Annotated in this window: 23 protein-coding genes; 17 read left to right on the top strand and 6 right to left on the bottom strand. The window is 51.7% G+C overall.

Annotated features, from left to right (window positions below; translation table 11 throughout):
• Nucleotides 1–169 precede the first annotated feature (169 nt).
• Both L1278_RS04500 and L1278_RS04495 read left to right on the top strand, forming a co-directional pair.
• Entirely contained in the window at nt 170–652 is a 483-nt protein-coding gene (locus tag L1278_RS04500; protein ID WP_253401337.1) for a hypothetical protein, read from the top strand.
• A 25-nt stretch (nt 653–677) separates the two neighbouring features.
• Nucleotides 678–2,624 (top strand): OmpA family protein, encoded by a 1,947-nt coding sequence (locus tag L1278_RS04495; protein WP_253401335.1) that lies wholly within the window; start codon nt 678–680, stop codon nt 2,622–2,624.
• Nucleotides 2,625–2,723: 99 nt separating this feature from the next.
• Here the strand turns inward: L1278_RS04495 and L1278_RS04490 are convergent, their stop codons facing one another.
• Both L1278_RS04490 and L1278_RS04485 read right to left on the bottom strand, forming a co-directional pair.
• Nucleotides 2,724–3,266: a hypothetical protein gene (locus L1278_RS04490; RefSeq protein ID WP_253401333.1), complete on the bottom strand. Its 543-nt coding sequence runs from the start codon at nt 3,264–3,266 to the stop codon at nt 2,724–2,726.
• 59 nt (nt 3,267–3,325) lie between these two features.
• Complete coding sequence (locus L1278_RS04485) at nt 3,326–3,865, bottom strand: outer membrane beta-barrel protein (RefSeq protein WP_253401331.1); 540 nt, start codon at nt 3,863–3,865, stop codon at nt 3,326–3,328.
• 223 nt (nt 3,866–4,088) lie between these two features.
• Here L1278_RS04485 and L1278_RS04480 point away from each other — a divergent pair, with 223 nt between their 5' ends.
• The 4 genes from L1278_RS04480 (at nt 4,089) to L1278_RS04465 (ending at nt 7,731) form a co-directional block, all read left to right on the top strand.
• A complete protein-coding gene (locus L1278_RS04480) occupies nt 4,089–5,258 on the top strand; it encodes an AIR synthase related protein (protein ID WP_253401329.1) in 1,170 nt (389 codons plus the stop codon).
• Between the two features lie 175 nt (nt 5,259–5,433).
• Nucleotides 5,434–6,135 carry an outer membrane beta-barrel protein gene (locus L1278_RS04475; RefSeq protein WP_253401327.1) on the top strand — a complete coding sequence of 234 codons (702 nt, stop codon included), beginning with the start codon at nt 5,434–5,436 and terminating at the stop codon, nt 6,133–6,135.
• A gap of 12 nt (nt 6,136–6,147) precedes the next feature.
• Nucleotides 6,148–6,822: an outer membrane beta-barrel protein gene (locus L1278_RS04470; protein ID WP_253401325.1), complete on the top strand. Its 675-nt coding sequence runs from the start codon at nt 6,148–6,150 to the stop codon at nt 6,820–6,822.
• 177 nt (nt 6,823–6,999) lie between these two features.
• Nucleotides 7,000–7,731, top strand: coding sequence for a DUF4476 domain-containing protein (locus L1278_RS04465; protein ID WP_253401322.1), 732 nt, complete (start codon nt 7,000–7,002; stop codon nt 7,729–7,731).
• A 346-nt stretch (nt 7,732–8,077) separates the two neighbouring features.
• Here the strand turns inward: L1278_RS04465 and L1278_RS04460 are convergent, their stop codons facing one another.
• Nucleotides 8,078–9,058 carry a helix-turn-helix transcriptional regulator gene (locus tag L1278_RS04460; protein WP_253401320.1) on the bottom strand — a complete coding sequence of 327 codons (981 nt, stop codon included), beginning with the start codon at nt 9,056–9,058 and terminating at the stop codon, nt 8,078–8,080.
• 174 nt (nt 9,059–9,232) lie between these two features.
• On the opposite strand from L1278_RS04460, the gene L1278_RS04455 reads away from it, so the two are divergent.
• The 3 genes from L1278_RS04455 to L1278_RS04445 all read left to right on the top strand — a co-directional run bounded on the left by L1278_RS04455 (nt 9,233) and on the right by L1278_RS04445 (nt 15,220).
• A complete protein-coding gene (locus L1278_RS04455) occupies nt 9,233–12,268 on the top strand; it encodes a SusC/RagA family TonB-linked outer membrane protein (RefSeq protein ID WP_253401318.1) in 3,036 nt (1,011 codons plus the stop codon).
• A gap of 27 nt (nt 12,269–12,295) precedes the next feature.
• Complete coding sequence (locus L1278_RS04450) at nt 12,296–13,813, top strand: SusD/RagB family nutrient-binding outer membrane lipoprotein (protein WP_253401316.1); 1,518 nt, start codon at nt 12,296–12,298, stop codon at nt 13,811–13,813.
• 78 nt (nt 13,814–13,891) lie between these two features.
• Nucleotides 13,892–15,220 (top strand): PepSY domain-containing protein, encoded by a 1,329-nt coding sequence (locus L1278_RS04445; RefSeq protein ID WP_253401314.1) that lies wholly within the window; start codon nt 13,892–13,894, stop codon nt 15,218–15,220.
• A gap of 202 nt (nt 15,221–15,422) precedes the next feature.
• Here the strand turns inward: L1278_RS04445 and L1278_RS04440 are convergent, their stop codons facing one another.
• Nucleotides 15,423–15,920, bottom strand: coding sequence for a DUF4293 domain-containing protein (locus L1278_RS04440; protein ID WP_253401312.1), 498 nt, complete (start codon nt 15,918–15,920; stop codon nt 15,423–15,425).
• A 64-nt stretch (nt 15,921–15,984) separates the two neighbouring features.
• Here L1278_RS04440 and L1278_RS04435 point away from each other — a divergent pair, with 64 nt between their 5' ends.
• The 8 genes from L1278_RS04435 to L1278_RS04400 all read left to right on the top strand — a co-directional run bounded on the left by L1278_RS04435 (nt 15,985) and on the right by L1278_RS04400 (nt 24,423).
• Nucleotides 15,985–17,184, top strand: a complete 1,200-nt coding sequence (locus L1278_RS04435) for an acetyl-CoA C-acyltransferase (protein ID WP_253401311.1) — start codon at nt 15,985–15,987, stop codon at nt 17,182–17,184.
• Between the two features lie 138 nt (nt 17,185–17,322).
• Entirely contained in the window at nt 17,323–17,784 is a 462-nt protein-coding gene (locus tag L1278_RS04430; protein ID WP_253401309.1) for a hypothetical protein, read from the top strand.
• A gap of 170 nt (nt 17,785–17,954) precedes the next feature.
• Nucleotides 17,955–18,722 carry a tRNA pseudouridine(38-40) synthase TruA gene (gene truA / locus L1278_RS04425; RefSeq protein WP_253401307.1) on the top strand — a complete coding sequence of 256 codons (768 nt, stop codon included), beginning with the start codon at nt 17,955–17,957 and terminating at the stop codon, nt 18,720–18,722.
• A gap of 1 nt (nt 18,723) precedes the next feature.
• Nucleotides 18,724–20,031 carry a cystathionine gamma-synthase family protein gene (locus L1278_RS04420; RefSeq protein ID WP_253401305.1) on the top strand — a complete coding sequence of 436 codons (1,308 nt, stop codon included), beginning with the start codon at nt 18,724–18,726 and terminating at the stop codon, nt 20,029–20,031.
• A gap of 691 nt (nt 20,032–20,722) precedes the next feature.
• On the top strand, nt 20,723–22,492 hold the full coding sequence (locus L1278_RS04415) for an ABC transporter ATP-binding protein (RefSeq protein ID WP_253401303.1): 1,770 nt from the start codon (nt 20,723–20,725) through the stop codon (nt 22,490–22,492).
• Nucleotides 22,489–23,010, top strand: coding sequence for a GyrI-like domain-containing protein (locus L1278_RS04410; RefSeq protein WP_253401301.1), 522 nt, complete (start codon nt 22,489–22,491; stop codon nt 23,008–23,010). Before L1278_RS04415 ends, L1278_RS04410 begins: the two co-directional genes overlap by 4 nt.
• Before the next feature lie 84 nt (nt 23,011–23,094).
• Nucleotides 23,095–23,706, top strand: a complete 612-nt coding sequence (locus L1278_RS04405; RefSeq protein WP_253401299.1) for a TetR/AcrR family transcriptional regulator — start codon at nt 23,095–23,097, stop codon at nt 23,704–23,706.
• Between the two features lie 48 nt (nt 23,707–23,754).
• Nucleotides 23,755–24,423 (top strand): hypothetical protein, encoded by a 669-nt coding sequence (locus tag L1278_RS04400; protein WP_253401297.1) that lies wholly within the window; start codon nt 23,755–23,757, stop codon nt 24,421–24,423.
• A 125-nt stretch (nt 24,424–24,548) separates the two neighbouring features.
• On the opposite strand, the gene L1278_RS04395 is transcribed toward L1278_RS04400, so the two are convergent.
• A complete protein-coding gene (locus tag L1278_RS04395) occupies nt 24,549–24,977 on the bottom strand; it encodes a hypothetical protein (RefSeq protein ID WP_253401295.1) in 429 nt (142 codons plus the stop codon).
• A 137-nt stretch (nt 24,978–25,114) separates the two neighbouring features.
• The gene (locus tag L1278_RS04390; RefSeq protein ID WP_253401294.1) at nt 25,115–26,899 is read right to left on the bottom strand and encodes an ABC transporter transmembrane domain-containing protein; all 1,785 of its coding nucleotides are present in this window, start codon (nt 26,897–26,899) and stop codon (nt 25,115–25,117) included.
• Nucleotides 26,900–26,986: the final 87 nt, after the last annotated feature.

Genomic DNA, 26,986 nt, shown 5'->3' with positions numbered 1-26,986 from the left:
CTGATTGTTGATTGATAATTGCTGATTGTTGTTTTACTCCCGGACTAGTTCGGGTATAGCTGTTTTACCAGATAATCAGGTGAGAACAGGTATAGCTTTTGCGGAGTTTACATCACCAGCCGACTACCCTTTAAGAAATCAATCAACAATCAATAATCAACAATAAAAAATGTACATTCCTTTTGACCAACTGCCACCGCATGCCCGGCTCTGGATCTACCAGGCTGACAGGGCGCTGACGGCGGAAGAGCAGGAAGAAATAAAGCCAATGCTGGAGCGTTTTGCTACTGACTGGAGCAGTCATGGTGCGGGGCTACAGGCGTCGGCCAGTTTATTGCACGATCGTTTTCTGGTGCTGGCTAACAACGAAGCCGTTACCTCTGCCAGTGGATGTTCCATCGACTCTTCCGTGAGTTTTGTGCGGGAACTGGAGCAGCGCTTTGGTATTTCGTTCTTCGACCGTACCCGACTGGCTTTCCTGAAAGACGGCCAAATGCAGGTGGTGGGTATGAACGAGCTGAAAAACAAAGTGGCCGCCGGCGAGATTGACGGACAGACCTTATATTTTGATACATTGGTAAATAATTACGGAGAGCTGCAGGATGCCTGGCCACGGCCGGCGCAGCAAAGCTGGCTCTCCAGGTATTTTTAGATCCGCTAATTCAAAAACTACCCCCATGCAGCAGACGCTATCGACCAAGTCAGTGGCCCATTACCTGAAGTTTACAGCAGCCATTCTGCTGCTGGCCGTGGTGCTCAGCTCCTGTGGCGCGGGCATGTACCTGAGCAAGGCCGAGAAGCGCTTCGAAGAAGAGCAGTATGAGCGGGCCATCGAGTACTATAAGCAGGCGCTGAAAGGGGCTAAGAACACCGGCGAGATCAACTACCGCATTGCCGAGTCATACCGCCTGTCTAACCGTCTGGCGGAGGCAGAAACCTACTACAAAGCCGCGCTCGACAACAACTACCCCAAGGAGGAGGGCTTCTTCTATTATGGTATGGCACTGAAAGCCAATGGCAAGTATGAAGCTGCTTTGGGCCAGATGCAGGATTACGCCCGCATCGGCAGCAAGCCAGAGCTCAAAACACTGGCCTTGCGCGAAGTCGAAACGCTGAGCCAGTTGAGCGGCATCCTAAAAAAGAACACAGGTTTTGAAATTTATAACCTGGAAGCACTGAATACAGAAGGCTCTGACTTTGCACCTTTTGTACGTGGCAACGAGCTGGTTTTCTCATCCTCTCGCGGACCGGGCAAAACGTATCTGGGCAACGGCGAAGGCTTCCTAAACCTATACGCCACTACATTGGGCGACTCGGCTAACATGGGGGCAGCCGTGCGCAAGCTGGAAGGCGTAAACACCGAAGACCTGCACGATGCCCTGGCTACCTTTGCCGACGAGGGCAACACCATGGTGTTTGCGCGTGGCAACGAAGGCACCAAGAAAGGCCGCCGCAATGTAGACCTGTTCATCTCGTTCTATCGCTCCAACGCCTGGACGGAGCCCAAACTGATTAGCGTCAGCGACCCGCGCGCCTGGGATTCTTCTCCGGCTTTCGCCCCTGATGGCAGAACGCTCTACTTCTCCTCCGATCGCAAAGGGGGACTGGGAGGCAACGACATTTACAAAACCACCATCGACGACAACGGCCGCTTCTCTGCGCCTGAAAATATGGGTCCGACGATTAACACGCCGGGCAACGAGAGCTATGTGTATATAGGCCCGGACGGAACGATTTACATTGCTTCTGACGGTCTGCCAGGGCTGGGCGGGCTCGATGTCTTCAAGGTAGAAGAGGGTAAACCTGTTAACATGGGCGTGCCTGTTAACTCCAGCGGCGACGATTTCGGTATCTTTTTCCAGGATGCTCTTACTGGCTATATTTCCTCTAACCGCGAAGGTGGCAAAGGGGGCGACGACATTTATGCTATTGCCAAATCAGCACGCAAACAGGTGAATTTCTTTGTAGACGGTACGGTATACCAGCGCCGCGACAAAGACAAGCAGCAGACGGCGGTACCGAACACAGCGGTGGTGCTGCAGGACAGCAAGGGACAGAAAATTGCCGAAACCATAGCTGATGCCGAGGGTAAGTTCAGCTTCCCGCTCGACAGCGCAACGGCTTACTCTTTGCTGGCAGAGAAACCCGGCTTCTTCGCTGCCCGCCAGCGCGTAACCACCGTAGGCAAGATGCCACCGCAGAACCAGTTGCCAAACGAAGTGAACGAAGTGCGCCTGACTGCTGACCTCTTGCTGACTGAGATCGTGAAAGAGAAGGCGATAGTACTCGAGAACATTTTCTACGACTTTGACAAAGCCGACATCCGACCGGACGCAGCTGAAGAACTCGATAAACTGGTGCAGATACTGGTAGATAATCCGCGCATCTCCATCGAGCTGAGCTCGCACACCGACTCCCGTGGTGTAGATATTTACAACCAGGACCTGTCGCAGCGTCGTGCCCAGTCCGCCGTGAACTACATCATCTCCAAAGAGATTGATAAGTCGCGCATCACAGCCAAAGGTTATGGCGAGAGCCGCCCGGTGGTGCGCAACGCCAAGACCGAAGACGAGCACCAACGCAACCGCCGCACCGAATTTAAGGTCGTGCGCATACAGGAATAATAGGTATAAGGTATAGCGCTATACCTGCAGCAAATAAAAATCGGCGGCTATAGTCTTGCACTGTAGCCGCCGATGCTGTTTCTATACCTGTGCTATACCTTAATGCAAAGTATACTTTAAGCCTACACTAAGACTACTTACCCGACAAATATGTCTGTGACTTGGGGCATAGGTCCCACTGCTGAGCAGTGGTGTGCGATAATCCAGCGAGAGGGCCATTGGCAGCTTTTTGAATTGGTATTCTATACCTACCATTCCGAAAGCGATTGGGCTTATACGGGGTTCGCCCTCATGTTCAAGCGGTGAATTTGTATGGCGCAGTATTCCCGCGCCTGCGCCTACATAAGGCCGAAAGCGTTCCGAGAAAGCCAGTTTCGGTTGCCAGATGTAACTCAGGGAAGCCAGGTAGTCACGCGAGTAGAAAGGGAGCTTTGTATAGACCTCGAAGGCTGTTTGGTCCGTGATGAAGTACTTGGCCGTTAGACCGAGATCTGTGTAGCCCGCGCCTCCTACTGTGTAGCGGAGTCCGACAGCCACCTTGTAAGGTGCTGAAGCTTGTAGCTTTGTATCAGGCAAATCCTGCGCATGCACAGCCAGGAAGGTACAAGCACCGAATAGAGTAAGCAATGTTTTCTTGATCATAGGTGTAGATTTAGTTTTTAAGCTATTTGAGTTGGAACTGGAACCGGAGGCAGGTATAGCTAGCGGAAGGTGTACTTTACGCCAAGACCGATATTGCTTGTATTATTGAGATTATAATAGGCCGGCACAGCTGGTCCGAAGCGGATGAAAGTTGACCGGTAGTCCAACGATATAGCGATTGGAACTTTCTTAAATTTATACTCTACACCAAAGGTTGCTACAGCCACAGCCCTGGTATACTTTGCGTCATCGTTTGAGAACCCGTCACGGACTGTTAACAAACCAGCGCCTATACCTGCATAAGGTCTAAAGCGCTCCGAAGTCAGCAACTTGGGCTGCCAGATATAACTCAGGGAGGTTAGGTGAAAGCGGGCAGCAGGGCTTAGGGCAGTATGTGCCTCCAACGCTGACTCCCGGCCTATAAAATACTTGGCTGATACACCCAGGTCCACGCCCATTGGGCCGCCCGTTGAGTAGCGAAGTCCAACTGCCAGTTTATAGGGTGCCGACACCTGCGGCTTTACCTGCAGCGAATCCTGTGCTTGTGCCGATATAAATACGAGCATGCTGAAGCATGAAATCAACAGTTTCTTTTTCATATTTTATTTAAGTTTGTTTATATAGAGGAGTCAATATATTACAGGAAGGTTGCAAGGTATATGAGCTGCTTTTTTTGGAACGCTCTACTTTATACCTGCCGGATTTGGCTCTGTAAAACGCTGGCTCGACCAATAATTGCCACCACAGCTTTTTAAAAGCATTTCTTTTTGCCGTATATACAAAGGCCTTTCTTAAATTTGTAAAGCAAGTAAGACCAGCACTATGGAAAATAGATACCTCCGGCGTGGCGTGTCCGCCTCAAAGGAAGACGTGCACAACGCCATCAAGAACATCGACAAAGGACTTTTCCCGAAAGCATTCTGCAAGATCATCCCGGACATCCTCACCGGCGACCCCGAGCATTGCGTCCTCATGCATGCCGACGGCGCAGGCACCAAGTCGGCCCTGGCCTACATGTACTGGAAAGAAACAGGCGACCTGAGCGTGTGGAAAGGTATAGCGCAGGACGCCGTGGTGATGAACACCGATGACCTGCTGTGCGTGGGCGCTATGGATAACATCCTGCTTTCTTCTACCATCGGCCGCAACAAGCACCTGATTTCGGGTGAGGTGATTGCCGCCATCATCAACGGCACCGAGGAGGTGCTGCAGATGCTCCGCGACAACGGCATCGGCATTTACAGCACAGGCGGCGAAACAGCCGACGTGGGCGACCTGGTGCGCACCATCATCGTGGACAGTACCGTGACGGCCCGCATGCGCCGCGACGAAGTGATCTCGAATGACAAGATACAGCCTGGCGACGTGATCGTAGGCTTTGCCTCCTATGGGCAGGCTACTTACGAAGACGAGTACAACGGCGGCATGGGCAGCAATGGCCTCACCTCCGCCCGCCACGATGTATTTCACTCATACCTGTCGGCCTCTTACCCGGAGAGTTATGATCCAGAATTGCCGAAGGACCTGGTGTACGCAGGGAACTACCGCGTGACCGATGTGGAGCCCGAGACAGGTATAGAAGTAGGCAAACTGGTGCTTTCGCCAACGCGTACGTATGCGCCTATCGTGAAAGCTATCCTGGAGCAGCACCGTCCGCACATACACGGCATGGTGCACTGCAGCGGCGGCGCCCAGACCAAAGTGTTGCACTTCACCGAGAAAGTACACATCATCAAAGACAACCTCTTCCCGGTACCGCCCCTGTTCCGCATCATCCAGGAGCAGAGCCACACGGACTGGAAAGAAATGTACAAAGTCTTCAACATGGGCCACCGCCTGGAGATATACCTGCCCGAGCAACACGCTCAAAGCTTGATCGATATCTCCAAGTCATTCAATGTAGATGCGCAGATTGTTGGCCGTGTAGAAGCCAGCGAACGCAACGAACTCACAATTAAGACTGATAAGGGGGAGTTTTATTACGAAGGGTAAAAGTTTAGATAAGCCCTAAAGGAAAACCACAGGTATAGCACCTGTGGTTTTTTTGTTTTTAGGGAAGAGTTACGTTCAATTTATCTTCTGATGTTTTAGAATAAAATTTATACATATTATAATTCTTTCATAATATAGTTATATATTAAGAGTGTGATTCTTGCTCTATACCTATATGAAAACAAACCTTACCCTTCTGTGCATTTTCTTGCTAACCCCTTTCTTTGCCTTAGCCAGTAAAGAGGATACAACAAGAGTCAGGTATGACAAACTCTACGCAGGTATAAGCTTTAGCACTGTATCGCATCATATCTATTATAAAGATTCCAAAGCTCAGGATATAATCAGCTCTGGCTACTTTGCGCCGCTTTCTTTATACCTGGGCTACAATTTCGGCAGGAACATGCGGGTGCAGGCGGGCCTTGCTTATGGTGGCAGTTCAGAAAAATTCAGCTGGACGCCTGACAATAAAGTGATTCATACAGCCTCTTCTCGCACAAATGTTATCGCAATGCCAATAACGCTGCAACATGTTATGTTCAAGGCTTTTAGGGGGTTTCCGGTGTATGCTGCCGGTACGCTGATGCCTGCGTACGGTATATCGCAGACCGAATATGCTCAGTCAGATAACGGAGCCACAGCTCAGGTATCTAAGGTAACAGAAAGAGGAGTAAACACATTCGTGACGGCAGGCATCGGAATTAACTATAAAATTAGCCAACGCCTTTACGGACAGGTAGAGTACCACGCTCTGAAGCATAATCTGACTGGCAGGAACTCATTCTTTCATGACTGGGACCAGGGATTTACTGGGCTTCTGCATTTCTATAAGTCAGTAGGTATAGGTCTGAATTATAAGCTTGGTCTGGAACAGTAATCAACTGTAATTATGAAAACATACTTCACTCTTCTACTGCCTCTGCTATTCTGTTTTTCAGTTTTTGCTCAGCAAGAGACCTCTTACATCGAGAAGGGAAAATTCACTTTAGGGCTTAACCTGCAAACAGTATCCTACCACATCTACTATAAAGAAGGTAAAACCCGAGGGGCTGTCCGATCGGGTTATTTTACGCCCATTTCTTTAAATATGGGCTACCAATTATCCGATAGAGCGAGTGTGCGGGTAGGGCTTAGGTTTGGGGGAGACAGGGATAGGCTGACGGAGCAAATACAGAATGTAGAATACAAACGTGACTCGAAAACTTTTGCCATCGCAAGCTCGCTTGCCTTCTACCATACCTTCCTTAACCTGTACAGGAAGCTGCCGGTCTACGGTACTGTCTCGCTTGTGCCGGCCTATGGCTTTACAAGCTTGCAGACTACTCATAATGGAACAAATGGACCCGTCTCATATACTGTAAAGGACGATGGACTTAATGTATTTGCCATGGCAGGAGCGGGTTTTAACTACCAGATCAGTAACAGGCTCTACGGAAACATGTCTTACTTCTTTTACAAGAAGAACCTGTCCGGGATGAATTCTTCACATTATGATTGGGACCAGGGGTACGGTTTGAGGAGTATCACCAAATCTTTTGAGCTGGGAATGAATTATAAACTATGATCTAGCGTAGCTTTAGATTGACTAAACCCAAAAACCACAGCCCCTATACCTGTGGTTTTTTCTTATACCTATACCTGCAAACCAAAAATCCCCGCAGACAAACCCCACTGCACTTTAGTTCCACAAACTGGCACAATAATTGGCTTGGCTGAAGTATACGCTAAAACCTATACAGCCATGAAAAAGCTTCTACTCCCGTTCTTGTTTGTGCTGCTGGCGCTGTCGGCTTTCGCACAACCCACTGTCGTTACCTTTACCACCCACAGGGGCGAGCCCTTCCAGATGGCGCTGGATGGGCGCCTGATCAACCGTTCGGCTTCCAACTTTGTGCGCATCACGCATCTGCGGCCCGGCAACCATTATGTCGAGTTTCGGATCAGGGGCCGCCATGGTATTTACAGGACAGGTATAAATGTGCTGGCCCGCGCCGGTTTTGAAACAAACTATGCTGTGCGGGTATCTGGCCGAAAGGTTAGTCTGCGCGTGATCAGCGAAATACCACTGGGTCCGCCGCCGGTAGTGGTCGTGCCGCCGCGCTACCCCGACCGGTATGAGCCCGCTCCGCCACGCTACGAGCCTGTACCTCCCCGCTACGAAGAACCCGCCAACGGTTGCCGCAACCTCTTGGAACGCTACGATGTGGAACGCCTGATCGACGCTATGAAAGGCCGTGACTTCGAGAGCACCCGCCTCACTGTTGCCCGCGAAGCGGTGCGTAATAGCAGCATCCTGTCAGAGGACCTGCGCAACGTGCTGTTAGCCTTTGAGTTTGAAAGCACGCGACTCGAGTTTGCCAAGTTTGCCTACGACAATGTGTGCGACAAAGAGCGCTTCTACTATATCTACGACGTCTTCCAGTCAGACCATCACGTGCGGGAATTGGAGCAGTATACCAGCCGCAGACGCTAAGGTATAGCAAGGTCAACCGAAAACATTCAGGGGAGCAACAGGTATAAAATCCTGTTGCTCTTTTTTATTTAAGAGGAAGGGTAAAATTTTGACGTAGGAGTTTTTGACAAAGGACTAAAAAGACTCAGTGTAAATTGCGTCTTTTTAGTGTCTTAAAGGACCTGAGTTCGCATTACCTGTTTACTGCTGAAGCGTCGTGGGCATTACGTTGCTTAATGCATGATAGCGGTGGCATGACCAACTTGAGCGGCAGGAAAAAGAGCCCTATACCTACAAGTCTTTTGTCCTTTGTCAAAATTTCCTTTGTCCGGAAGAGACTCTCCTATACCTGAGACGCGGAGCGAGCTTACGATTTAATCTTCTGGGGCAGGTAGCCGAAGTGCTTTTTGAAAGCAGCTGTGAAGTGGGCGGCGTACTTAAAGCCCAGGGCGCTGGCAATATCACCTACTTTCTGGTCGCCTTCGAGCAGCATTTTGCGGGCCTGTTCCATGCGGTAGCTGTTTAGGTAGCCAAACACTGTGGTGCCAAACACCTGCTTGAAGTGCTTTTTGAGGTAATATTCGTTCGTGCCGACCATGTGGGCCAGATCGATCAGCGAGCAGGGACACTCCATGTTTTGGAGAATCAGGTCACGGGCGTGCAGCATCTTCTCGATATCCGTTTGCTTCAGCCCGTTCGCGACCGGCGCTTCGTTCTGTTCGCACTGTTCAAACTGAAGCATCAGTAGCTCGATAACCTTCGCCTGCACAAACATGCGCTTGCAGTAGCCTGTGTACGTGCAGTTGAGCAACTCGTGCAGCACCACTGTAATCTTTGGCGTGATGGGCAGGTTGCCTTTCCTGAGTCGGGCAGGCTTTCCGGCCAGGATTTGTTCCCGCATTTCCAGAAAGGGACTGCCTGTTTCGGGTAAATAGTGCAGCAGAAAGTCAGAGGGGATGTAGACCGTCATCATTTCCACCTGCGGATCGGGCTTTATTTCTTGCTGCGCCTGCTCGTCGGAGAAGAAAAGCAGGTTGTGCTGTTGGGCATCAAAACTGGCGAAGGGCTTCGAATTGTCACCCACTCTAAAAGCGCTCTTGCCACGCATCGAAAAGTACAACTGGGCAAAGTCCTCGCTGTTAAAGCAGCCCACCACTTTCTTATTAACTAAACTGATGGCCGTATGGCTGAAGTGGATCTCGCCGGAAGGAAAGCGCATGTTGGCTTCGGCATTCGCGCGCGCGTTTTGGCCCTGGCAGGCGCAGAAAGTAGGGCGCTGTTGCCCGACTGATTGCTCAGGGGTGCCCTTTCGGTCACCGTTTACCGGTCCGCTCACTTCTTGCTTCATCTTTTCCCTCATTTGATAAAAGAATTCCCTTACCTGTTACCCAAATAGATTTGTAAGGTCTACTTTTGTGCAAGTTACGTTTATTTAGACTATATCTAAATAGCGAGCAACAGAAAAAGGCAATTCTTCTCTTAGCATTGCCCGGAAATCAAAACTATACCTTATAAATAAGATATGTTCAGACATTTACTGGCGTCGGCTTTGCTCATGCTCATGGTGCTCGGAGCTTCGGCACAGGACCTGGCCGTTTCGGGGCAGGTAACAGAACAGGCGACCGGCACAGCACTGCCAGGCGTTACGGTTAGAGTGAAAGAGTCAAACAACGGAACCACCACAAACCCGGACGGAGCTTTTCAGATTCGTGCCAAAGAGGGGGAGGTGCTCGTTTTCTCCTACATTGGTTATGCATCTCAGGAAGTGCCGGTAAACGGAACTACAAATTCGCTGCAAGTAGAGCTTCAGCCCGGCAACACACAGCTATCCGAAGTGGTCGTAACAGGCGCACTCGGCATTAAGCGGCCCGCCCGCGAACTGGGTACAGCCAGTGCCCAACTCAACACCGCCGAACTGAACCAGGGTAAAGTAGTGAATCCTATTCTCGGACTGGCCAGCAAAGTTTCGGGACTGCGCATCAACATGTTCGACAGCAAAGTAGATCCGGATGTGCAGGTAAACCTGCGCGGCATCCGCTCCCACACCGGCAACAACGCTCCGCTTTACGTGGTGGACGGTGTACCTATACCTGACATTAACCGCCTCAACCCGAACGACATCGAAAGCATCAACGTGCTGAAGGGCGCTAACGCAGCAGCTGTATACGGCTCTGACGGGGTAAATGGTGTGCTGATGATCACGACCAAAAAAGGAAGCGCAGGAGCACAGCGAATCAACTTCACGAACACGACTACTTTTGATAAAATCTCGCGCCTGCCGGAACAGCAGACAGAATTCGGGCAGGGCCTGAACGGCGTATACGACCCGCTGCAGTATCAGTCCTGGGGTTCGCGTTTCGACGGGGAGCTGCGCCCTGTAGGGCCCGTACTGCCAGACGGTAGCCAATGGCAACTACCATACAGCGCCCACCCGGACGGTAGAAAAGCGTTCTTCAACACGGGCTTCACCACTCAAAACGACCTGAACTTTTCGGGGGGCGATGAGAAGTCAACGTACTATTTCTCACTGCAGGATGTACTCACCAAAGGTATCATCGAAGGCGACAAAAACAGACGCTCAGGTGCCCGCTTTAACGGCTCCCGTTCCTTTGGCAAGCTTAGCACGAGCTACAACGTTAATTATGTGTTCAATAAAAGCGACGTAACGCAAAGCGAGCCCTGGTCTACGGTATACCGTCTGCCGGTCAGCTTGCCTTTTGCCGACCTGAAAGACTGGGAAAATACGCTGCACGCCAACCCGAACTACTGGTTCAGCACGAATCAGCCGAATCCATACTTCAACGCCGACAACCAGCGCACGGTAAACGAGCAGCAGACCCTGACTGGAAACATTGAGCTCAACTACGAGATTGCTCCCTGGATCAGTGCCATTTACCGGCTTGGCCTTTACAGCCGCAACACCGACACCCGCACCACGGTAGGTAAATTTACTTATACCACGCCAGGCCGTACCAACATACCGGGCAGCGTAAACGATGCTACCAATAAGTTCCGAAGAATCAACAGCGATTTCATCCTCGACCTGCACAAGGACTTCGGCAAGTTCAGCACCCGATTGCTGTTGGGCAACAACCTGCGCACCGACGACAGCAAGATAACGAACCTGAGCGCCTCGGCGCTGGTTGTGCCTGGCCTGTTTAACCAGGACAACCGTTTGGGGCAGTTGGGTGGCAAGTCCGGCATCAGCCAGAGAAGACAGGTGGCAGGTTTTGGAGAGTTTACTGCCGGCTACAACAATTACCTGTTCCTGACCTTTACCGGTCGCCAGGAATCCGTGTCGGTGCTGAGTCCTGAAAACCGCAGTTACTTTTACCCGGGCGTGAGTTCGTCGTTTGTTTTCAGCGATGCTATACCTGCGCTCCAAAACAACAGCATGCTTTCTTACGGCAAGGTATACGCCTCTTACAACAAGACCGGCAACGTAGTAGTGGACCCTTACCAGTTGCAGAACGTGTATAGCCAGACCGACGGTTTCCCATACGCAAACCTGCCTGGTTTTAGCCTGGGTACTTCCGATGCCAACCCGAATCTGAAGCCTGAGTTTGTGACTTCGCTTGAAGTGGGCACGCAGCTGAGCTTTTTCCAGAACCGCCTGAACCTGGAGGCCGCCTACGTGGACGCCAAAACAACAGACGGTACCATTCTGGCTGATATTTCCGCAGGATCCGGCTTTACTTCTGCCTGGGTGAATGCCTTCAAGGCGAGCAACAAGATCATCGAACTGAACATTAACGGCGACGTGATCCAGCGCGGTGACCTGGTATGGAATGTGGGCGCCAACCTCACGCACATCAGAAGCGAGGTAGAGGAAATCTACGGCGGCATCGACCAGCTGTTCCACTTCCGCCAGAACTACCTGATCGTGGGCAAGCCATATAACAGCTACCTGTTCACCGACTACAGACGCGACCCGCAGGGAAGAGTGATCGTGGACCCGGCTACCGGCAATCCGGCGAGCACCTCGGAGCTATACTATGGCGGCACCGGCACACCGCCGTACCAGTTAGGCCTCAACACTTCGGTGCAGTACAAGGGCTTTCAGTTAGGTGCGCAATTCGATTGGAGAATGGGAGCGGTGGTATACACCGAGGCAGCTGCCCGCATGATTTCTGACGGCACGAGCCCGCTTACCACACAGTATGGCCGCGAGGCGTTTGTTATACCTAACTCTGTCATTGAAACTTCTCCGGGCGTGTTCACGCCAAACACCGAGATACAGACCAAAGGCGACCGCAACTACTGGGCAAATTTTGTAGCTCCGGTGCAGTCGAACTACGCAGTGAGCGCCGACTTCTTTAAAATGCGTGAGCTGAGCCTCAGCTATACCTTGCCAATGGGCTGGCTGGATGGTCAGAACCTGGTGAAAGAAGCGACCATCGGTTTTGTAGGCCGCAACCTGTTCTCTATATGGGTAAAAGACAACATCTACAACGACCCGGAATTTGTGTACGCCGGCGGAAGCAGCGAGGGCTACATGAGCTGGAGACACCTGCCGCCGACCCGCTCGTTTGGTTTCAATGTAAATGTGGCATTCTAAATAAGATCATTCTGCATACTTCGTGATATGAAAAAGTTATTATCCTTTATTCTGATAGCACTGGCCGGCACGGCTTTTACCGCCTGCGACAGCTTTCTGGATACAAACGTGAACCCTAATGCGCCGACCGATGTGCCGGTGGAGCAAAAATTACCGACCGCCCTTGTCAAGACCGTAAACCTGGAAACCGGTACCCTGAACCAACTGGGTGCTGTGTGGGTAGGTTACTGGGCCAAAGCCACCGACGGGCCGGTGAACACCTCGCTGTTTAGATTGGAGGAAACCTACGGCGTGGAGGCCATGTCGTTTGACCGCGATGGCCGCCCGATCTGGGAAGACAGCTATACCACGCTGGTGAACTACAAAGACATCGAAAACAGTGCCGCTGCCACCGGCGACCTGGCCTATGTAGGTATAGCGAAGATCATGCAGGGCTGGCACTTTATGCGGCTTGTGGACCTCTACAACAACGTGCCTTTCTCGGATGCGCTGCAGGGCAGCAAAAACGTAACGCCCAAGTACGAAGACGGACAGGTGGTGTATGACGGTGCTATCAACCTGATCACAGCAGGTATAGAGGACATCAAAGCAGCTCCCGCCTTGTCTAAAAAGCCAGTGACCGACGATGTGATTTTCAAAGGTAACCTGACACTCTGGATTAAGTTCGCCAATACCATTAAGCTGAGAGCTTTGCTTCGCCAGTCTGAAGCCGGAAGAGCAGGCTACATCAACGATGAACTGGCTAAGATTAAGCAGGAGGGAAGCGGTTTTCTGGGTGCCGGCGAGAGTGCCCTGGTGAATCCGGGCTACCAGATTACTGCCGGTCTGCAAAATCCTTTCTGGGACACCTACTACCGCAACCAGGCCGGTGCCCTTACCACAGGCTACAACACCCTGCGCCCTACGGCATACCTGGTGCAGCAGTACAAAGAGCGCAACGACCCGCGCCTGCCGAAACTCTACCGCAGCGTGAATGGTGACTACGTGGGCGTACCACTCGGCGCAACCAGTGCCGACTTTACCATGGCAAAAACATCGGCTTTGCTGGGACCGAACGAGAACGGCAACCAACCGGCAGGCCTGTTGAAAAGCGCGCAACAACCATCCGTGTTACTGTCTTCTTTCGAGAGCTTGTTTTTGCAGGCCGAGGCAGCCGAAAGAGGCTGGCTGAGCGGAGCAGAGCAACTTTATGAGGAGGCTATCAAAGAATCCTTCAAGTACATGAACGTGCCGGCAGGAGAATTTGCGCTGTACAATCTTCAGCCATCTGTTAACTTTGCACTCGCTCCGAACAAAATTGAGCGCATCATCGGGCAGAAATGGCTGGCGCTTAATAGCATCAGCAGCATCGAGGTCTGGAATGACTTCAGGAGATTGGGCTACCTGAGCAGGTTGCCACAGTCGCTGCAGAGCCCGTCGGCCGACCCGGATTTCAGGCCACGAAGATTGACTTACCGCCAGTCGGAGGTATATACCAACAGCGACGAAGTAGCGAAACAGGGAGCCATTGACCCTTTCCGCTCGCGGGTGTTTTGGAACGAATAAACTGAAAATAGCCCTACAATACCTCCCCTCTTTGCCGGCAACAGCAAGGAGGGGTTTTTAGCTAAATATCTCTCTATCATGAAACAGAATCCAAAACAAAAATCAACCTGGCAAAAGGTGCGCAAGCTGTTCAATGACCTCCACCTGTGGATGGGTATAGCAAGCGGCCTTATCCTGTTTGTGGTCTGCCTGAGCGGCACCATCTATACCTTCAATACCGAGGTGCAGGAGTTTATGGAACCGGAGAAGTTTACCGTACAGGTAGAGGCAGGGGCTGAGCCCATGGCAGCTGAAGCAATCATTGCAAAAGTAGCAGCTGAGACGGGAGGTAAAGTAAGTTCTATCACTATACCTGCCGATGCCAGCCGTACCTACACCGTGAATGTGAAAAAGGCAAACAAGGGTGATGAAGGAAAAGGAGCTGAAGCCCGTGGTAGTGAAAAAGGCGGCGAGGGCAAAAAAGGAGCAGAAGGCACCGTAGCCAAATCAGGTCCGGTTGCTGGTCCTGGCGGCAAAGGCGGCGGAGGAGGCGGTCGCGACCGTGGCACGAACTACCTCGTGAACCCTTATACTGCAGAAGTAATAGGCACAACCGAAAGCCCGACCTCCGAGTTTTTCATGACCATGTTCCGCCTGCACCGCTGGCTCCTGCTCGACACTGAAGTAGGCCGTCCGATTGTGGGCTGGGCAACTGTCATCTTCACGCTGATTGTTATCAGTGGTCTGGTGATCTGGATTCCGCAGAAAGTGAAGAACTGGCGACAGGGGCTCAAAATAAAATGGAGCGGCAACTGGAAACGCGTGAATCACGACCTGCACAACTCACTGGGTTTTTACTCGTCGTTCCTGCTGCTGGTAATGTCACTGACAGGCCTCACCTGGTCGTTTGAGTGGTATAAAGAAGGCTTCTTTAAAGTGCTGGGCGTAGAGCAGCAGAAAGACCGCAAAGAAGAACCACTCTTGTCAAAAGTGCCGGCTGACCAGTCTCAGGCCGCTACACTTACCATTGCAGAATATGTGAAGTCAGCCGATGCCGCGCTGCCTTACAAAGGAGATTACCGTATTTCGTTGCCAGCCGACTCAGCCGCTACTGTTTCCATCAACAAGAACAAAGTGGGCTTTTTTGCGCCGGCAGCTTCAGACAAACTGCAGCTTGATCAGTACAGCGGCGAGGTGCTGAAGGCAGAGATCTTTGCCGACAAGCCGTTCAACGAGCAAATAACCTCGTCTATCAAGCCGCTGCACGTGGGCAATGTGTATGGCACTTTCTCCAAAATACTCTACTTCATCGCCTGCCTCGTGGCAACCAGTCTGCCGATAACGGGCACGATGATCTGGATCAACAAGCTGCGCAAGAAGTCGAAGAAGGGTGCTATACCTGTGGCCAGAAAATCGGCCGCGGTTTAGAGGTGGTAGCTTAGGCTTTTTTTGTCATTCCGAGTGCAACAAGAAATCTGAAATAGTGAGGAAATTATGAAATAACCCAGATTTCTCGATGCACTCGAAATGACAAGGTGGTTTTCTCCACTCAGTGCTCAACTAAAAAAGGAAGGGCTTCTGTTCATCACAGAAGCCCTTCCTTTTTATGCATTTGGCAATGCGCTATACCTTAGCGCAGCCTGTCTACGGAGCGAACCAGGTCCTCGTCTTTTTTGATGAAGCGGTTCGCCAAGGCATTGAGGAACAGCGCCAGCACGGGCATGTAAAAGCCGGCCTCGTAGTTGCCTGCGTTGCCGGCAGCCATCGCGTTGCCTACGTAGTTGGCATAGTAAAATGACGTGCCAAACAGTGCGATCAAGACCAGCGAATTAATCAGGCCGAACTTCATTTGATTGAGGCGGCTCTTGTACTGGAAAATTTCGTACAGGGCGACACCTGCGGCCACAATAGCTAGTATGCCAATGGCGATCGTGCTTGTGCCTGTCTGTGCACCTGCCTGCACGGCTTCGCCCTGTTCGTTTACTGTCTGGAAAAACAGGTTCCAGGCGGTCAGCACGACTTCTTCGCCTGTAGTGGCATCTACTTTAGACCAGATTGGCAAAAACAACAGGGACACCATTGCCACCACGATGAGCGCCAGAAATACGGTTTGAATTCTTTGTATCATAAAGGGGTTAATTTAACTTGCAAAGAGATGCAAAATTAGACAAAGACCTGTAAAACAAAAATTGATGAGCACAGCTTATATAATTGATATCGTCAGAACACCCGTTGGCAAGTTTACCGGAGCCCTCAGCAGCGTGCGCCCCGACGACATGGCAGCCTTTATTCTGAAGGAGTTAATGGCGCGTAATCCGGAGGTAGACCCGAGCTTGATCGAGGATGTGGTGCTGGGCGCAGCCAACCAGGCCGGCGAAGACAACCGCAATGTGGCCCGCATGGCGCTCCTGTTGGCCGGGCTTCCGCACGAGATCGGCGGCGTAACCGTAAACCGCCTTTGCGCTTCGGGTTTGCAGTCCATCATCGATGCGGGCCGCGCCATTACCTGCGGCGACGGTGCCGTATACCTGGCCGGTGGTGTGGAGAGCATGACGCGCGCGCCTTTCGTGATGGCCAAAGCCGAAACCCCTTTCGCCCGCACCCCTGAAATCTATGACACGACCATCGGCTGGCGCTTTGTGAACAACACGCTTTCGTCGATGCACTACCCGCATACCATGGGCGAGACCGCCGAGAATGTAGCTGAGCGCTACGGTGTTTCACGTGAAGCGCAGGACGAATTTGCCCACAGTTCGCAGTTCAAGTACAAGGCCGCTGCCGAAGCCGGGAAGTTCAAAGACGAAATCATACCTATACCTGTTCCGCAGCGAAAAGGCGACCCGATCATCTTCGACACCGACGAACACCCGCGCCTTTCTTCTGTAGAGAAACTGGGCACATTGGGCGCAGCCTTCAAAAAAGGCGGTACCGTAACGGCAGGCAATGCCTCCGGTATAAACGATGGTGCTGCGGCCTCGCTGGTGGTTAGTGAGGAAATCGTGAAGCGCTTCAACCTGAAGCCGATGGCCCGCATTGTGTCGGCGGCAGTGGCTGGGGTGGAGCCCGCTTTTATGGGTATGGGCCCGGTACCAGCTACCCTGAAAGCCCTGAAAAGAGCAGGCCTCACCATTAACGACATTGGCTTAGCAGAGATAAATGAAGCCTTCGCAGCGCAGGCTATACCTTGTGTGCAGGAGCTGGGCATTAACCCGGACATCGTGAACGTGAACGGCGGCTCCATTGCCATCGGTCACCCGCTCGGCGCCAGCGGTACCCGCATCTCAGCCACCTTGCTGCACGAGATGAAGCGTCGCGACAACGTACGCTACGGCTTGGCCACCATGTGCGTGGGCGTGGGGCAGGGAGCAGCCATCATTTACGAGAAACTATAGCTATTTTTTTATATTAGAAAAGGCCCTTCTGTAGTTCCAGAAGGGCCTTTTTTGTTTGGTGCCGTAACCGCGGCGACTAATGCAACTTAATTTGGCACCCCCTTTGCCTATACTTCATCAAACCTAAAACAAAAGCTTATGAAAAAGTTGATGACACTGGTACTGGTAGGTTTAATGGCATTCGGGGCTCAGGTAGCCACCGCCGCCGACTACAATGGTGATAAAGATAAAGGCAAGAAGAAAGGCAAACCCTCTTTTGTAGAGGAGAAGCACCGGGCACATGCCGAGTGGAAACGGGACAAGGAGTATGAGAAGGCCCGCAAAAAGGAATACAAAGATCGTGATGACGACGATGATCGTTGGGAAGATAGAAGAAGAGATGACGAGCGTTGGGAGCGACGAAGAGAGAATGAGAGAAGAGATGATGATCGCTGGGAACGACAAAAAGAAGACGAGAAAAAAGCAGAACGTCGGGAGCGGGAACGTTGGGAGAAGCGGGATGAGCAGCGCCGCAATCGCAGCCTGGGCGAAATCCTGCAGGAAGGTGTGAGAAACGGCGATATTGGCAATCGCTCTCCTGAGCCCGGCCGCAGAAACTAAATTACCCCTTTACTATAACGATACTGGTATAGAGCACACAGTTTCACCCTTTACAGAGGGCACTCCTGATGGGAGTGCCCTTTCTGTTTTTATGAACTATGAAATAGTGCCTGCAGTAGACGGGTGCACTAATTTTCTGTCACTATTGTCAGGAAATCTTACCTTTGCCCATGCGCTACTTTCTGGAAATAGCCTATGACGGCACTCGTTACCATGGTTGGCAGGTACAGCCCAACGCCCTCTCCATACAGGAGGTGCTCGACGATTGCCTGAGCAAAGTGCTCCGGCAGCCCATAAGCTCCACCGGGAGCGGCCGCACCGATACAGGAGTACACGCGAGTCAGCAGTTCGTGCACTTCGATGTGGCCCAGGAGCTGGATCCCGAGCACACGGTCTACCGCTTCAACCGCCTCTTGCCAGCGGATATCGTGGCGAAGAACCTATACCTTGTCACCGACGAGGCCCACGCCCGTTTCGACGCTTTTGAGCGTACCTATCATTATCATATTACCTTAGCAAAAGATCCTTTCAAAAGATACTACGCCACTTACCTGCCGCGTCCCGTGGATGTGGAGAAAATGAACGAGGCGGCTGCTGTTTTGCTTCGTTACGAGGATTTTACGACCTTTAGCAAAGTCAAAGGCGACACCAAACACTACCGCTGCAGCATGTACGCAGCCGTGTGGCGCCAACAAGGCGACGAACTAGTCTTCACCATCCGGGCAAACCGCTTTCTGAGAGGTATGGTGCGGTTGGTGGTAGGCACTTTGCTGGATGTGGGCCGTGGCAAGATCACAGTAGCCGATTTTGAACGGATCGTGGCCAGTCAGGACCGCAGCAAAGCCAGCGGGGCGGCGCCTTCCGAGGGGCTATACCTGGCCAAAGTGTCGTATCCAGAGCATATTTTCAAGACATCACCCAAAACAAACCCTTTATAGCATGCAATTACCAGAAGACCAGAACGGTCCACATCTTAACGGCAAACACCTCCGCCCTGAAAGCTTAATGATGAGCTACGGGTATAACCCGGAGTGGTCAGAAATGGCTGTGAAGGCGCCGATTTACCAAACCTCTACCTTCGTTTTCAAGAACGCGGAAGAAGGAAAGGCCTTTTTTGAACTAGCGTATGGCCTGCGTGAGAAGCACGCCGAAGAACAGCTCGGCTTGATCTACAGTCGCCTCAACAATCCCGATCTCGAAATCCTGGAGAACCGCCTCCGCTTCTGGGACGGTGCCGACGAAGCAGCCGTGTTTGCGAGCGGTATGGCGGCCATCAGCACCACGCTCCTGGCTTTGCTCAAGCCGGGCGACCTGATCTTGCACAGCGAGCCCATCTACGGCGGCTCCGACTACTACATTAAAAACATCCTGCCAAAGTTCGGCGTGAAGAGCATGGGCTTCCGTGCCAACACCCCGATTGAGAAAGTAGAGCAGATGTTGGAGGAGTCAGGTATGGCCGACAAACTGGCGATGGTATACCTGGAAACCCCAGCCAACCCGACCAATCACCTGGTAGACATCGAGGCCTGCGCCTCCATGGCCAAAAAGCACTCGACTGCCGACAAAAAAGTAGTCGTAGCCGTGGACAATACGTTCCTGGGGCCGGTGTTCTCTCACCCGCTCAAGCACAGCGCTGACCTTGTTTTGTACTCTGCTACCAAATACATCGGCGGCCACTCCGACCTGATCGCGGGCGCCTGCGCCGGCCCGGCAGACCTGATGAAGCAGGTAAAAGGTATGCGCACCTTCATGGGTTCTATGGCGAGCCCGTGGACGGGCTGGATGCTCATGCGAAGCCTCGAAACATTGAAAATCCGGATGGAATGTCAGGCGCGTGGCGCTGAAGTAGTAGCGGCCTACCTGAAAGAACACCCGAAAGTAGAGAAGATTTACTTCCTTGGCTACCTGCAGGACAATCCCCAGCAGCAGGCTATTTACGACAAACAATGCAAGGCAGCAGGCTCTATGATTTCGTTCGACATTAAAGGTGGTGAGAAAGAAGCCTTCACGTTCCTCAACAACCTGAAACTGATTAAACTGGCCGTGAGCCTCGGCGGAACTGAGTCGCTGGCTGAGCACCCGGCTTCCATGACCCACTCCGATATCTGTCTGGCCGACCGCGCTGTGATGGGTATAGGTGAAGGTATGATTCGAATTTCGGTAGGCGTGGAGCATCCGGAGGATATCATCTCTGACATCGCGCAGGCGCTTGAGAAAGTTACTGTGCCTGTGGAAGCGGAGGTATAGGTATAGACCTGCATTTTGGAAGCCCTTCTCTGCCAAACGGAGAAGGGCTTTTTTATACCTTGTGGAGCACTTGCTATACCTGATAAATCCCGAAAATCCTGATGCAAAAACCATTAACTTTGCAAGCAGTTAGTATGTAGTATCCGTAAGGGTATAGCTACGGCTGGTCTATTGAGCGAGCGTCCGCGCTCGTGTCTGCTATGGTGGAGCCTCTGGCCCAGGTATAGGTATAGGTTGGGTTGCTTTGTAGCTGCTGCTGCAGGTATAGCAACTTTTAATGTTGTATAGCTTCGCCTGTGCGGCGGGCACCTACTTTTTTCCTTGATGAAAAAAGTGAGCAAAAAAATCAAGACGCTCCAAACTCGCTGACCGCTCGAACAGTGGAGCGCCGTAAAGTGCACCGTGCACAGTTGTCTGTTTCATCGCTTCCGGAGCAAGTTAGTCTTGCTATACTTGCCAGCGGTCTGTGACACTCACAACTAGGCTTATACCTGTAGACTGGCTACAGCAGAAAGGTCCCCCTTCGAAGGGGGCAGGGGGATGTAAATCGTGCACAGAATACTGAAGCGACAATGCCTATACCTGTTAAATAGTAATAACAGACTCCCCGCCTTAGACAAGGAGGGGGTAGGGGTGGGTAAATTATACCTGTGATCAACCACTCCAGAAACAGAAAACAGAACAACAAAACTTGGAAGATAAACCACAAAATACAGGCAAGGTATTCGATGCAGACGTCATCCGGCGGCTCTTTACGTTCGTGAAGCCCTATATCCGGATCTTCTACTTCATCGTGTTCCTAACGTTTGCCTCAGCTATTTTAGCTGCCGTGCGTCCTTTCCTGATTCAGTATACCGTAGACCAAGAGATCCTGCAGAACGACTGGGAAGGCCTGAACAAGATGTTCGTGATCCTCGCCGTGCTCTTGATCGGGCATGCGATTGTGCAGTACCTCCATACCTATTTCGCGGGTTGGCTGGGGCAGCACGTCGTGCGCGACATACGGGTTGTGCTCTATCGCCACATCCTCAACCTGCGCCTCAAGTTCTTCGACCGCACCCCCATCGGCACGCTCGTGACCCGCAACGTGTCGGATGTGGAAACACTCTCGGACGTGTTCAGCGAAGGGCTGGCCGCCATGATCGGCGACATCCTGCAGCTCGTCTTCATCCTGGGCTTCATGTTCTACATCGACTGGGAGTTGGCTTTGGTGAGTTTGTCTACTTTCCCGATCATGCTCATTAGTACCTACATCTTCAAAGAGAAAATCAAGGACACATTTCAGGATGTGCGGACGGCCGTGGCGCGGCTCAATTCGTTTGTACAGGAGCACATTACCGGTATGAGCATCGTGCAGATTTTCAACAACGAGAAGCGCGAGATGGAGAAGTTCAAGGAGATCAACAAGGAGCATACCCGCGCCAACGTTCGGTCTGTGCTCTACTACTCGGTTTACTTCCCGGTGGCGGAGATCATCGGTGCGGCCGGTTTGGGCCTGCTCGTATGGTATGGCGCCCATGGCGTGATCGACAACGACGTGTCGCTGGGTACGCTGATGGCCTTCATCCTTTACATCCAGATGTTTTTCCGCCCGATCCGCATGATTGCCGACCGCTTCAACACGCTGCAGTTGGGTGTGGTGAGTACCGAGCGCCTTATGCGCCTGCTCGACAGCAAGGAAATGGTCCCCGACAACGGTACGTATGCGCCTGAGAAAATAAAAGGCAACGTGAACTTCAAGGATGTGTGGTTTGCCTACAAAGACGAGGACTGGGTGCTGCGCAACATTTCGCTTGACGTGAAAGCGGGCGAATCAGTGGCCTTCGTAGGAGCCACGGGTGCAGGGAAGACCTCGATGATCAACCTGCTCAACCGCTTCTACGAAATCAACAGCGGCCAGATCCTGATCGACGGGCACGACATCAAAGAGTACGACCTCGATGTGCTGCGCCACCACATCGGCGTGGTGCTGCAGGATGTCTTCCTCTTCTCGGGCACCATCGCCGACAACATAAGCCTGGGTAACAAAGCCATTACTGAAGAGCAAATGTGGCACGCCGCCGACCTGGTGGGTGCACGCAAATTCATCGAGCGGCTGCCGGGCGGGCTGCATTATCAGGTAATGGAGCGCGGAGCCACGCTTTCGGTAGGGCAGCGCCAGCTGATTTCCTTTGTGCGGGCGATGGTCTACAATCCGGAAATCATTATCTTGGATGAGGCCACTTCCAGCGTCGACTCTGAGACCGAAGAACTGATACAGTACGCCATCGACCAACTGATGCACGGTCGTACGTCCATCGTCATCGCCCACCGGTTGTCTACTATCCAGAAGGCTGACAAGATTATTGTGATGGACCGCGGCGAGATTAAAGAAATGGGTAACCACGAGGAATTACTGCGCCACGACGGTTACTATGCCCAACTCTACCACATGCAGTACAAAAACATGATCGACTTATGAACAAGAAATTCTTGTTAGTGATGTTGGTACTCTCCTTCATCGTAGCAGCTTTTTATGCCTATCTGGGAGGTTTCAGCTCAGCCAATGTATCAGAAGCAAGTTCAACGCAACTTTATGTGGCAGGCCGCGCCTTCCATGGTTCTGTAAACGACAGTGGGATCAATGATGCCTTCCGGAGAGCCGCCGAGGTGCTCGACAAGAAAGAACTGGAAGGTATGCCGGGCAATATCTACTACAACAATCCCGAGGGGCGGGCCGATAGTGTGAATGCTTTTATAGGGGTGGTTGTACCTGACAGCACGGTGCAGTTGCCTGCCGATTACGAACTGCGGGTAGTACCGGCTGGCCGACGTGCGCTGCGTGGCGAAGTAAACGCCCATTACATGCTGGCCCCAAACAGACTCTATGAAGCCATTTTTGACTACGCCAAAGAGAAGGACTTAGTACTGGAAACTTTCTACGTGGAGTGGTTCCCCGATGACCACCAGGGTATAGTGGAGGTTCCGATTCAGGACTAGCTTGCAAGTATAGATTATCTCTCTATATTTGATGAAAGGAGAATGGTTACGCCTTTCCCCGTGGAACGATAGCAACAGAGCAAATTGGGCAAAAAGGCAGAGGCAAAAAAAGAGCTGATACTGGACGCAGCCAAGTCGGTGTTCGGCAAACTGGGCTACAGCAAAGCCACGCTGGATGATATTGCCCATGCCATCGGACTCAAGAAACCTACGCTCTACTATTACTACAAGAGCAAGGAGGTACTCTTTATTGAGGCTTTCTCGCAGGAGTGGAAAGGCAGCCTGTACCGGATCAAGAAAATAGCCGAACAGGAAAAGGACCCCCGGGAACGTCTGCTGCTTTACATCCGCTCATCGTTACGCTACTATCAGGAAATCGTAACGCAGCACACCATCTCCATCAAAGTGCTCATCGAAACGCGCATCATGTTTCAGGAGCTTTTTAAGGAGTCGCGCGCCAAGGAGACGAATTTCTACGCCTCCGTTATTAAAGAAGGTATAGCCAACGGTACTTTCCTTAACTGCGAAGCCGAGCGGGTGGGCTATTCTATTATGGTCGTCAAAGACCTGATCCAGTTCGAAGAGTTCCAGCGCGCCCAGTTCCACAACCTGCCCTCCATTGATTTTGAGAAAATAGAGCGCGAGGTACTCTATACCGTGAACCTGATTCTGGAAGGTATACGGGTAAAGGTATAGGCAGCTAAGCACCGAGCCTATAAGCTATTCTGTTCTCAATACTTTCTTATGTTTCTAAATAAAATAAAATTTGCGCTACTGTGTTGTGTCATGTTGCTAAGCGGCTGTATTGGCTCCACCCGGCACGCGGCTATACCTGGCGGTTGCCCCAAAGCATTTCAGGCGAGTGACCGTATACTGGTTGGATCCATCCCAGGACTTTCGGCACATCGATCGCATCAGCTTTATCAGCAACTGGAGCAGGCGTTTGGCAAAGAAGGTATAGCAACAGCTTATGTGGTAGAACAGGAGTATGACCTGGCCAGGCAAGGGATACAACCGAACCCAGCGCCAGATTCAGCTACTTTGGTTCAAATGCGAAAGGCGGGCTATACCTATTATCTGGAGTTGGCCGTAGGAGAAGTCGCTTCAGGTATGGGCTATGCACGCACAAGCGCGCAAGAGCAGAAGGAGATACAGCAAGGCCACGGCACAGTCGGGGTAGATGACTCGAAAGCCACGATGCACTTCAAACTCCATTCGACAGACCAGAAAAAGCAGATCTATACCTTGGCTACAACCACCAAACTGAGCCCACTCACGTTGCCTGGCAACAAGTACGAAGATGGGTATAGGAGCAGTAGCACGGCTAATCTTTCCACTGAATCGCTCGCCACCGAAAAGGCACTGAGAAAAGGAGTTACGGAGCTACTGGATAATTGTAAAGTTGCCCGGTAAGGTATAGCGCCATTAAATACAAAATGACCCCATGCAGGCAAACCGCCTGCATGGGGGCATTTTGTATATCTAAGCCTGCTCAGGCTAAAAACGCATCAAAATGGGATGTGGGTTTGGGCCGTTAACTACTCAGCCATGCTGTTGTCCTGACTGGCTTTGTATTCTTCCAACTTCGCCTTCAGTGCGTCCACATCGGCGTGGTGGCCTTTGGCTACTTCGGCAGCATCGAGCTCTATGAGCATGTTTTGCATTTGCTTCAGGTAGGCGGTTTTGTCCTTTTTGAGGCAGTCTTTATGGTTGTCTTTGCAGGTGCCGTCCTCGTCCATGGGCTTGAACATGCCGCCCTCGCCATAGATGAGCCACTTCGTGTTCAGGTCATGAAAATTCTTTACGATAGCCACTAACTCATCGAGTAGGTAGTTTTTCCCTGACAGAATGTTAGCAAGAACTGCTTCATCGCCGCCCGTCATCTCGAGGAGCTGTGGCATTTCCAACTCTTTGATGCTGGTATAAAAACGGAACCTTTTGCCGATTTGCTGTATGTCAATAGCCATAGATAGAGATTTAGGAGTTGATTAAACTTGCTATACGTACCTATAACAGTTTCTGTATCAAAAAATTCCCTCAGATAATACTATGCCCAGTTGAGTCGGCTCTTTTCGGGTTCATAATCAGGAAGTTATAAAGGGAGCTACTGCGAGTCCTCGGCCTGCAGTTGCCTCTCATAAAGCACCTTATAGAGCCCCTGCTGCTTTATCAGCTCTTCATGCGTGCCATGCTGCACAATCTCCCCGTCATCGAGCACCAGAATCTTATCAGCCAGTTTCACAGACGATACCCGGTGTGAAATGATGATTGAAGTGCGGTTCACCATGATGCGGCGAAGGCTGTTGAGGATGGCGTTTTCCGTTTTCGTGTCCACCGCTGAGAGTGAGTCGTCGAGGATGAGAATGCTTGGTTCGCGCACCAGCGCTCTGGCAATGGAGACACGCTGCTTCTGTCCGCCGGAAAGCGTAATGCCCCGCTCACCCAACTTGGTGTCGAATTGCTCGGGGAAGCGCATGATGTTCTCGTATACGTCTGCATCTTTGGCCGATTGCACCATCTGTTCCTCTGTAATTCTTGGCAAACCGAAACCGATGTTGTTGCGGATGGAGTCTGAGAAGAGGAATACGTCCTGCGGCACATACCCGATCTGGCTGCGAAGGCTCTCTAAATTGTAATCGCGTACATCCACCCCGTCAATCAGAATGCGTCCGCTGGTGACGTCGTACATACGAGGCAGGAGCGTGGCAATCGTGCTTTTGCCCGAGCCTGTGTTGCCGATTACCGCCAGCGTTTCGCCGTGGTTGATGCGGAACGAGATGTTTTTCAGGGCGTGTATACCTGTGTCAGGGTATACGAAATCCACATTTTCGAACACGATGTCCCCCTCAATCGGCTTGCTGATGTTGGCGCGCGACACAATGTCGTTTTTGGTATTCAGGAACTCGTTGATACGGGCCTGCGAGGCGGCGGCGCGCTGCACCAGGCTGGCCGTCCAGCCCAGCGAAGTAACGGGCCAGGTGAGCATGTTCACGTAGATAATGAACTCGGCAATGTTACCGGTGGTAATGCTGCCGTTCATCACTTCCTGCCCGCCGATGTATACCGTGATGATGGTGCTCAGACCTACCAGGAACAGCACGAGCGGGAAAAAGAGAGAGTTGACGAAGTTGAGCTCCAGCGACTTGTCCTTGTAGTTGTTGCTGGCTTTGGTGAAGTTGTTGTGAGAATCGTCTTCGCGGACAAAGGATTTGAGTACCCGAATGCCTGAAAAAGCCTCCTGCACAAAGGTCGTTATACCTGACAAGCTGCGCTGTATCTCGTCGGACTTGCGCTCAATAATGTTGTTGACGTAATAGATGCTGATGGCCAGAATTGGCAGCGGAATCAGGGTATAGAGCGTGAGCTTCACATTCACCGACAGCATGTACGGAATCACCATCAAGAACAGGATGACCAGGTTGAGGCCATACATAATGGCCGGGCCGAGGTACATGCGCACGCGGCTCACGTCTTCGGAGATGCGCGACATCAGGTCGCCGGTGTTGTTTTTGCGGTAGAAGCTGAGCGGCAGGCTCTGGTAGTGCTCGTAAATCTCGTTCTTGAGGTCGTTCTCGATCAGGCGGCTCATCACGATGATAGTCTGCCGCACAAAAAACAGGAAAAGTCCCCGCAGTAGCGCCATCACCAGAATAATAACCCCATACACGAGAATGCTGCTGGCAAAGGTCTCGTATACCGTTTCCTGCTGTGCCATCCCCTCGAAGAGATTGTGGAGGTTAATGCCCTCCTTGATCAGATTGAAGGCATGACGCACCACCTGGGCAGGCAGAATCTGGAAAAAGTTGGATATGATGATGAATACCAGGCCCCAAAGAAGGCGGTATTTATACTTGAGTAAATATTTGTTGAGGTAGCGGAGTGATTTCACAGCAAGTTTATGAAGCTCAGAGGCTTTTACGTAGAGTTATCAGGTTCAAATTGAATTAATCAAAAAAAGAATTAATTTTGCAGCATG

This window comes from Pontibacter sp. HSC-36F09, assembly GCF_024171605.1.
GTDB lineage: Bacteria > Bacteroidota > Bacteroidia > Cytophagales > Hymenobacteraceae > Pontibacter.
This window is presented reverse-complemented; position numbering and strand designations above follow the sequence as displayed.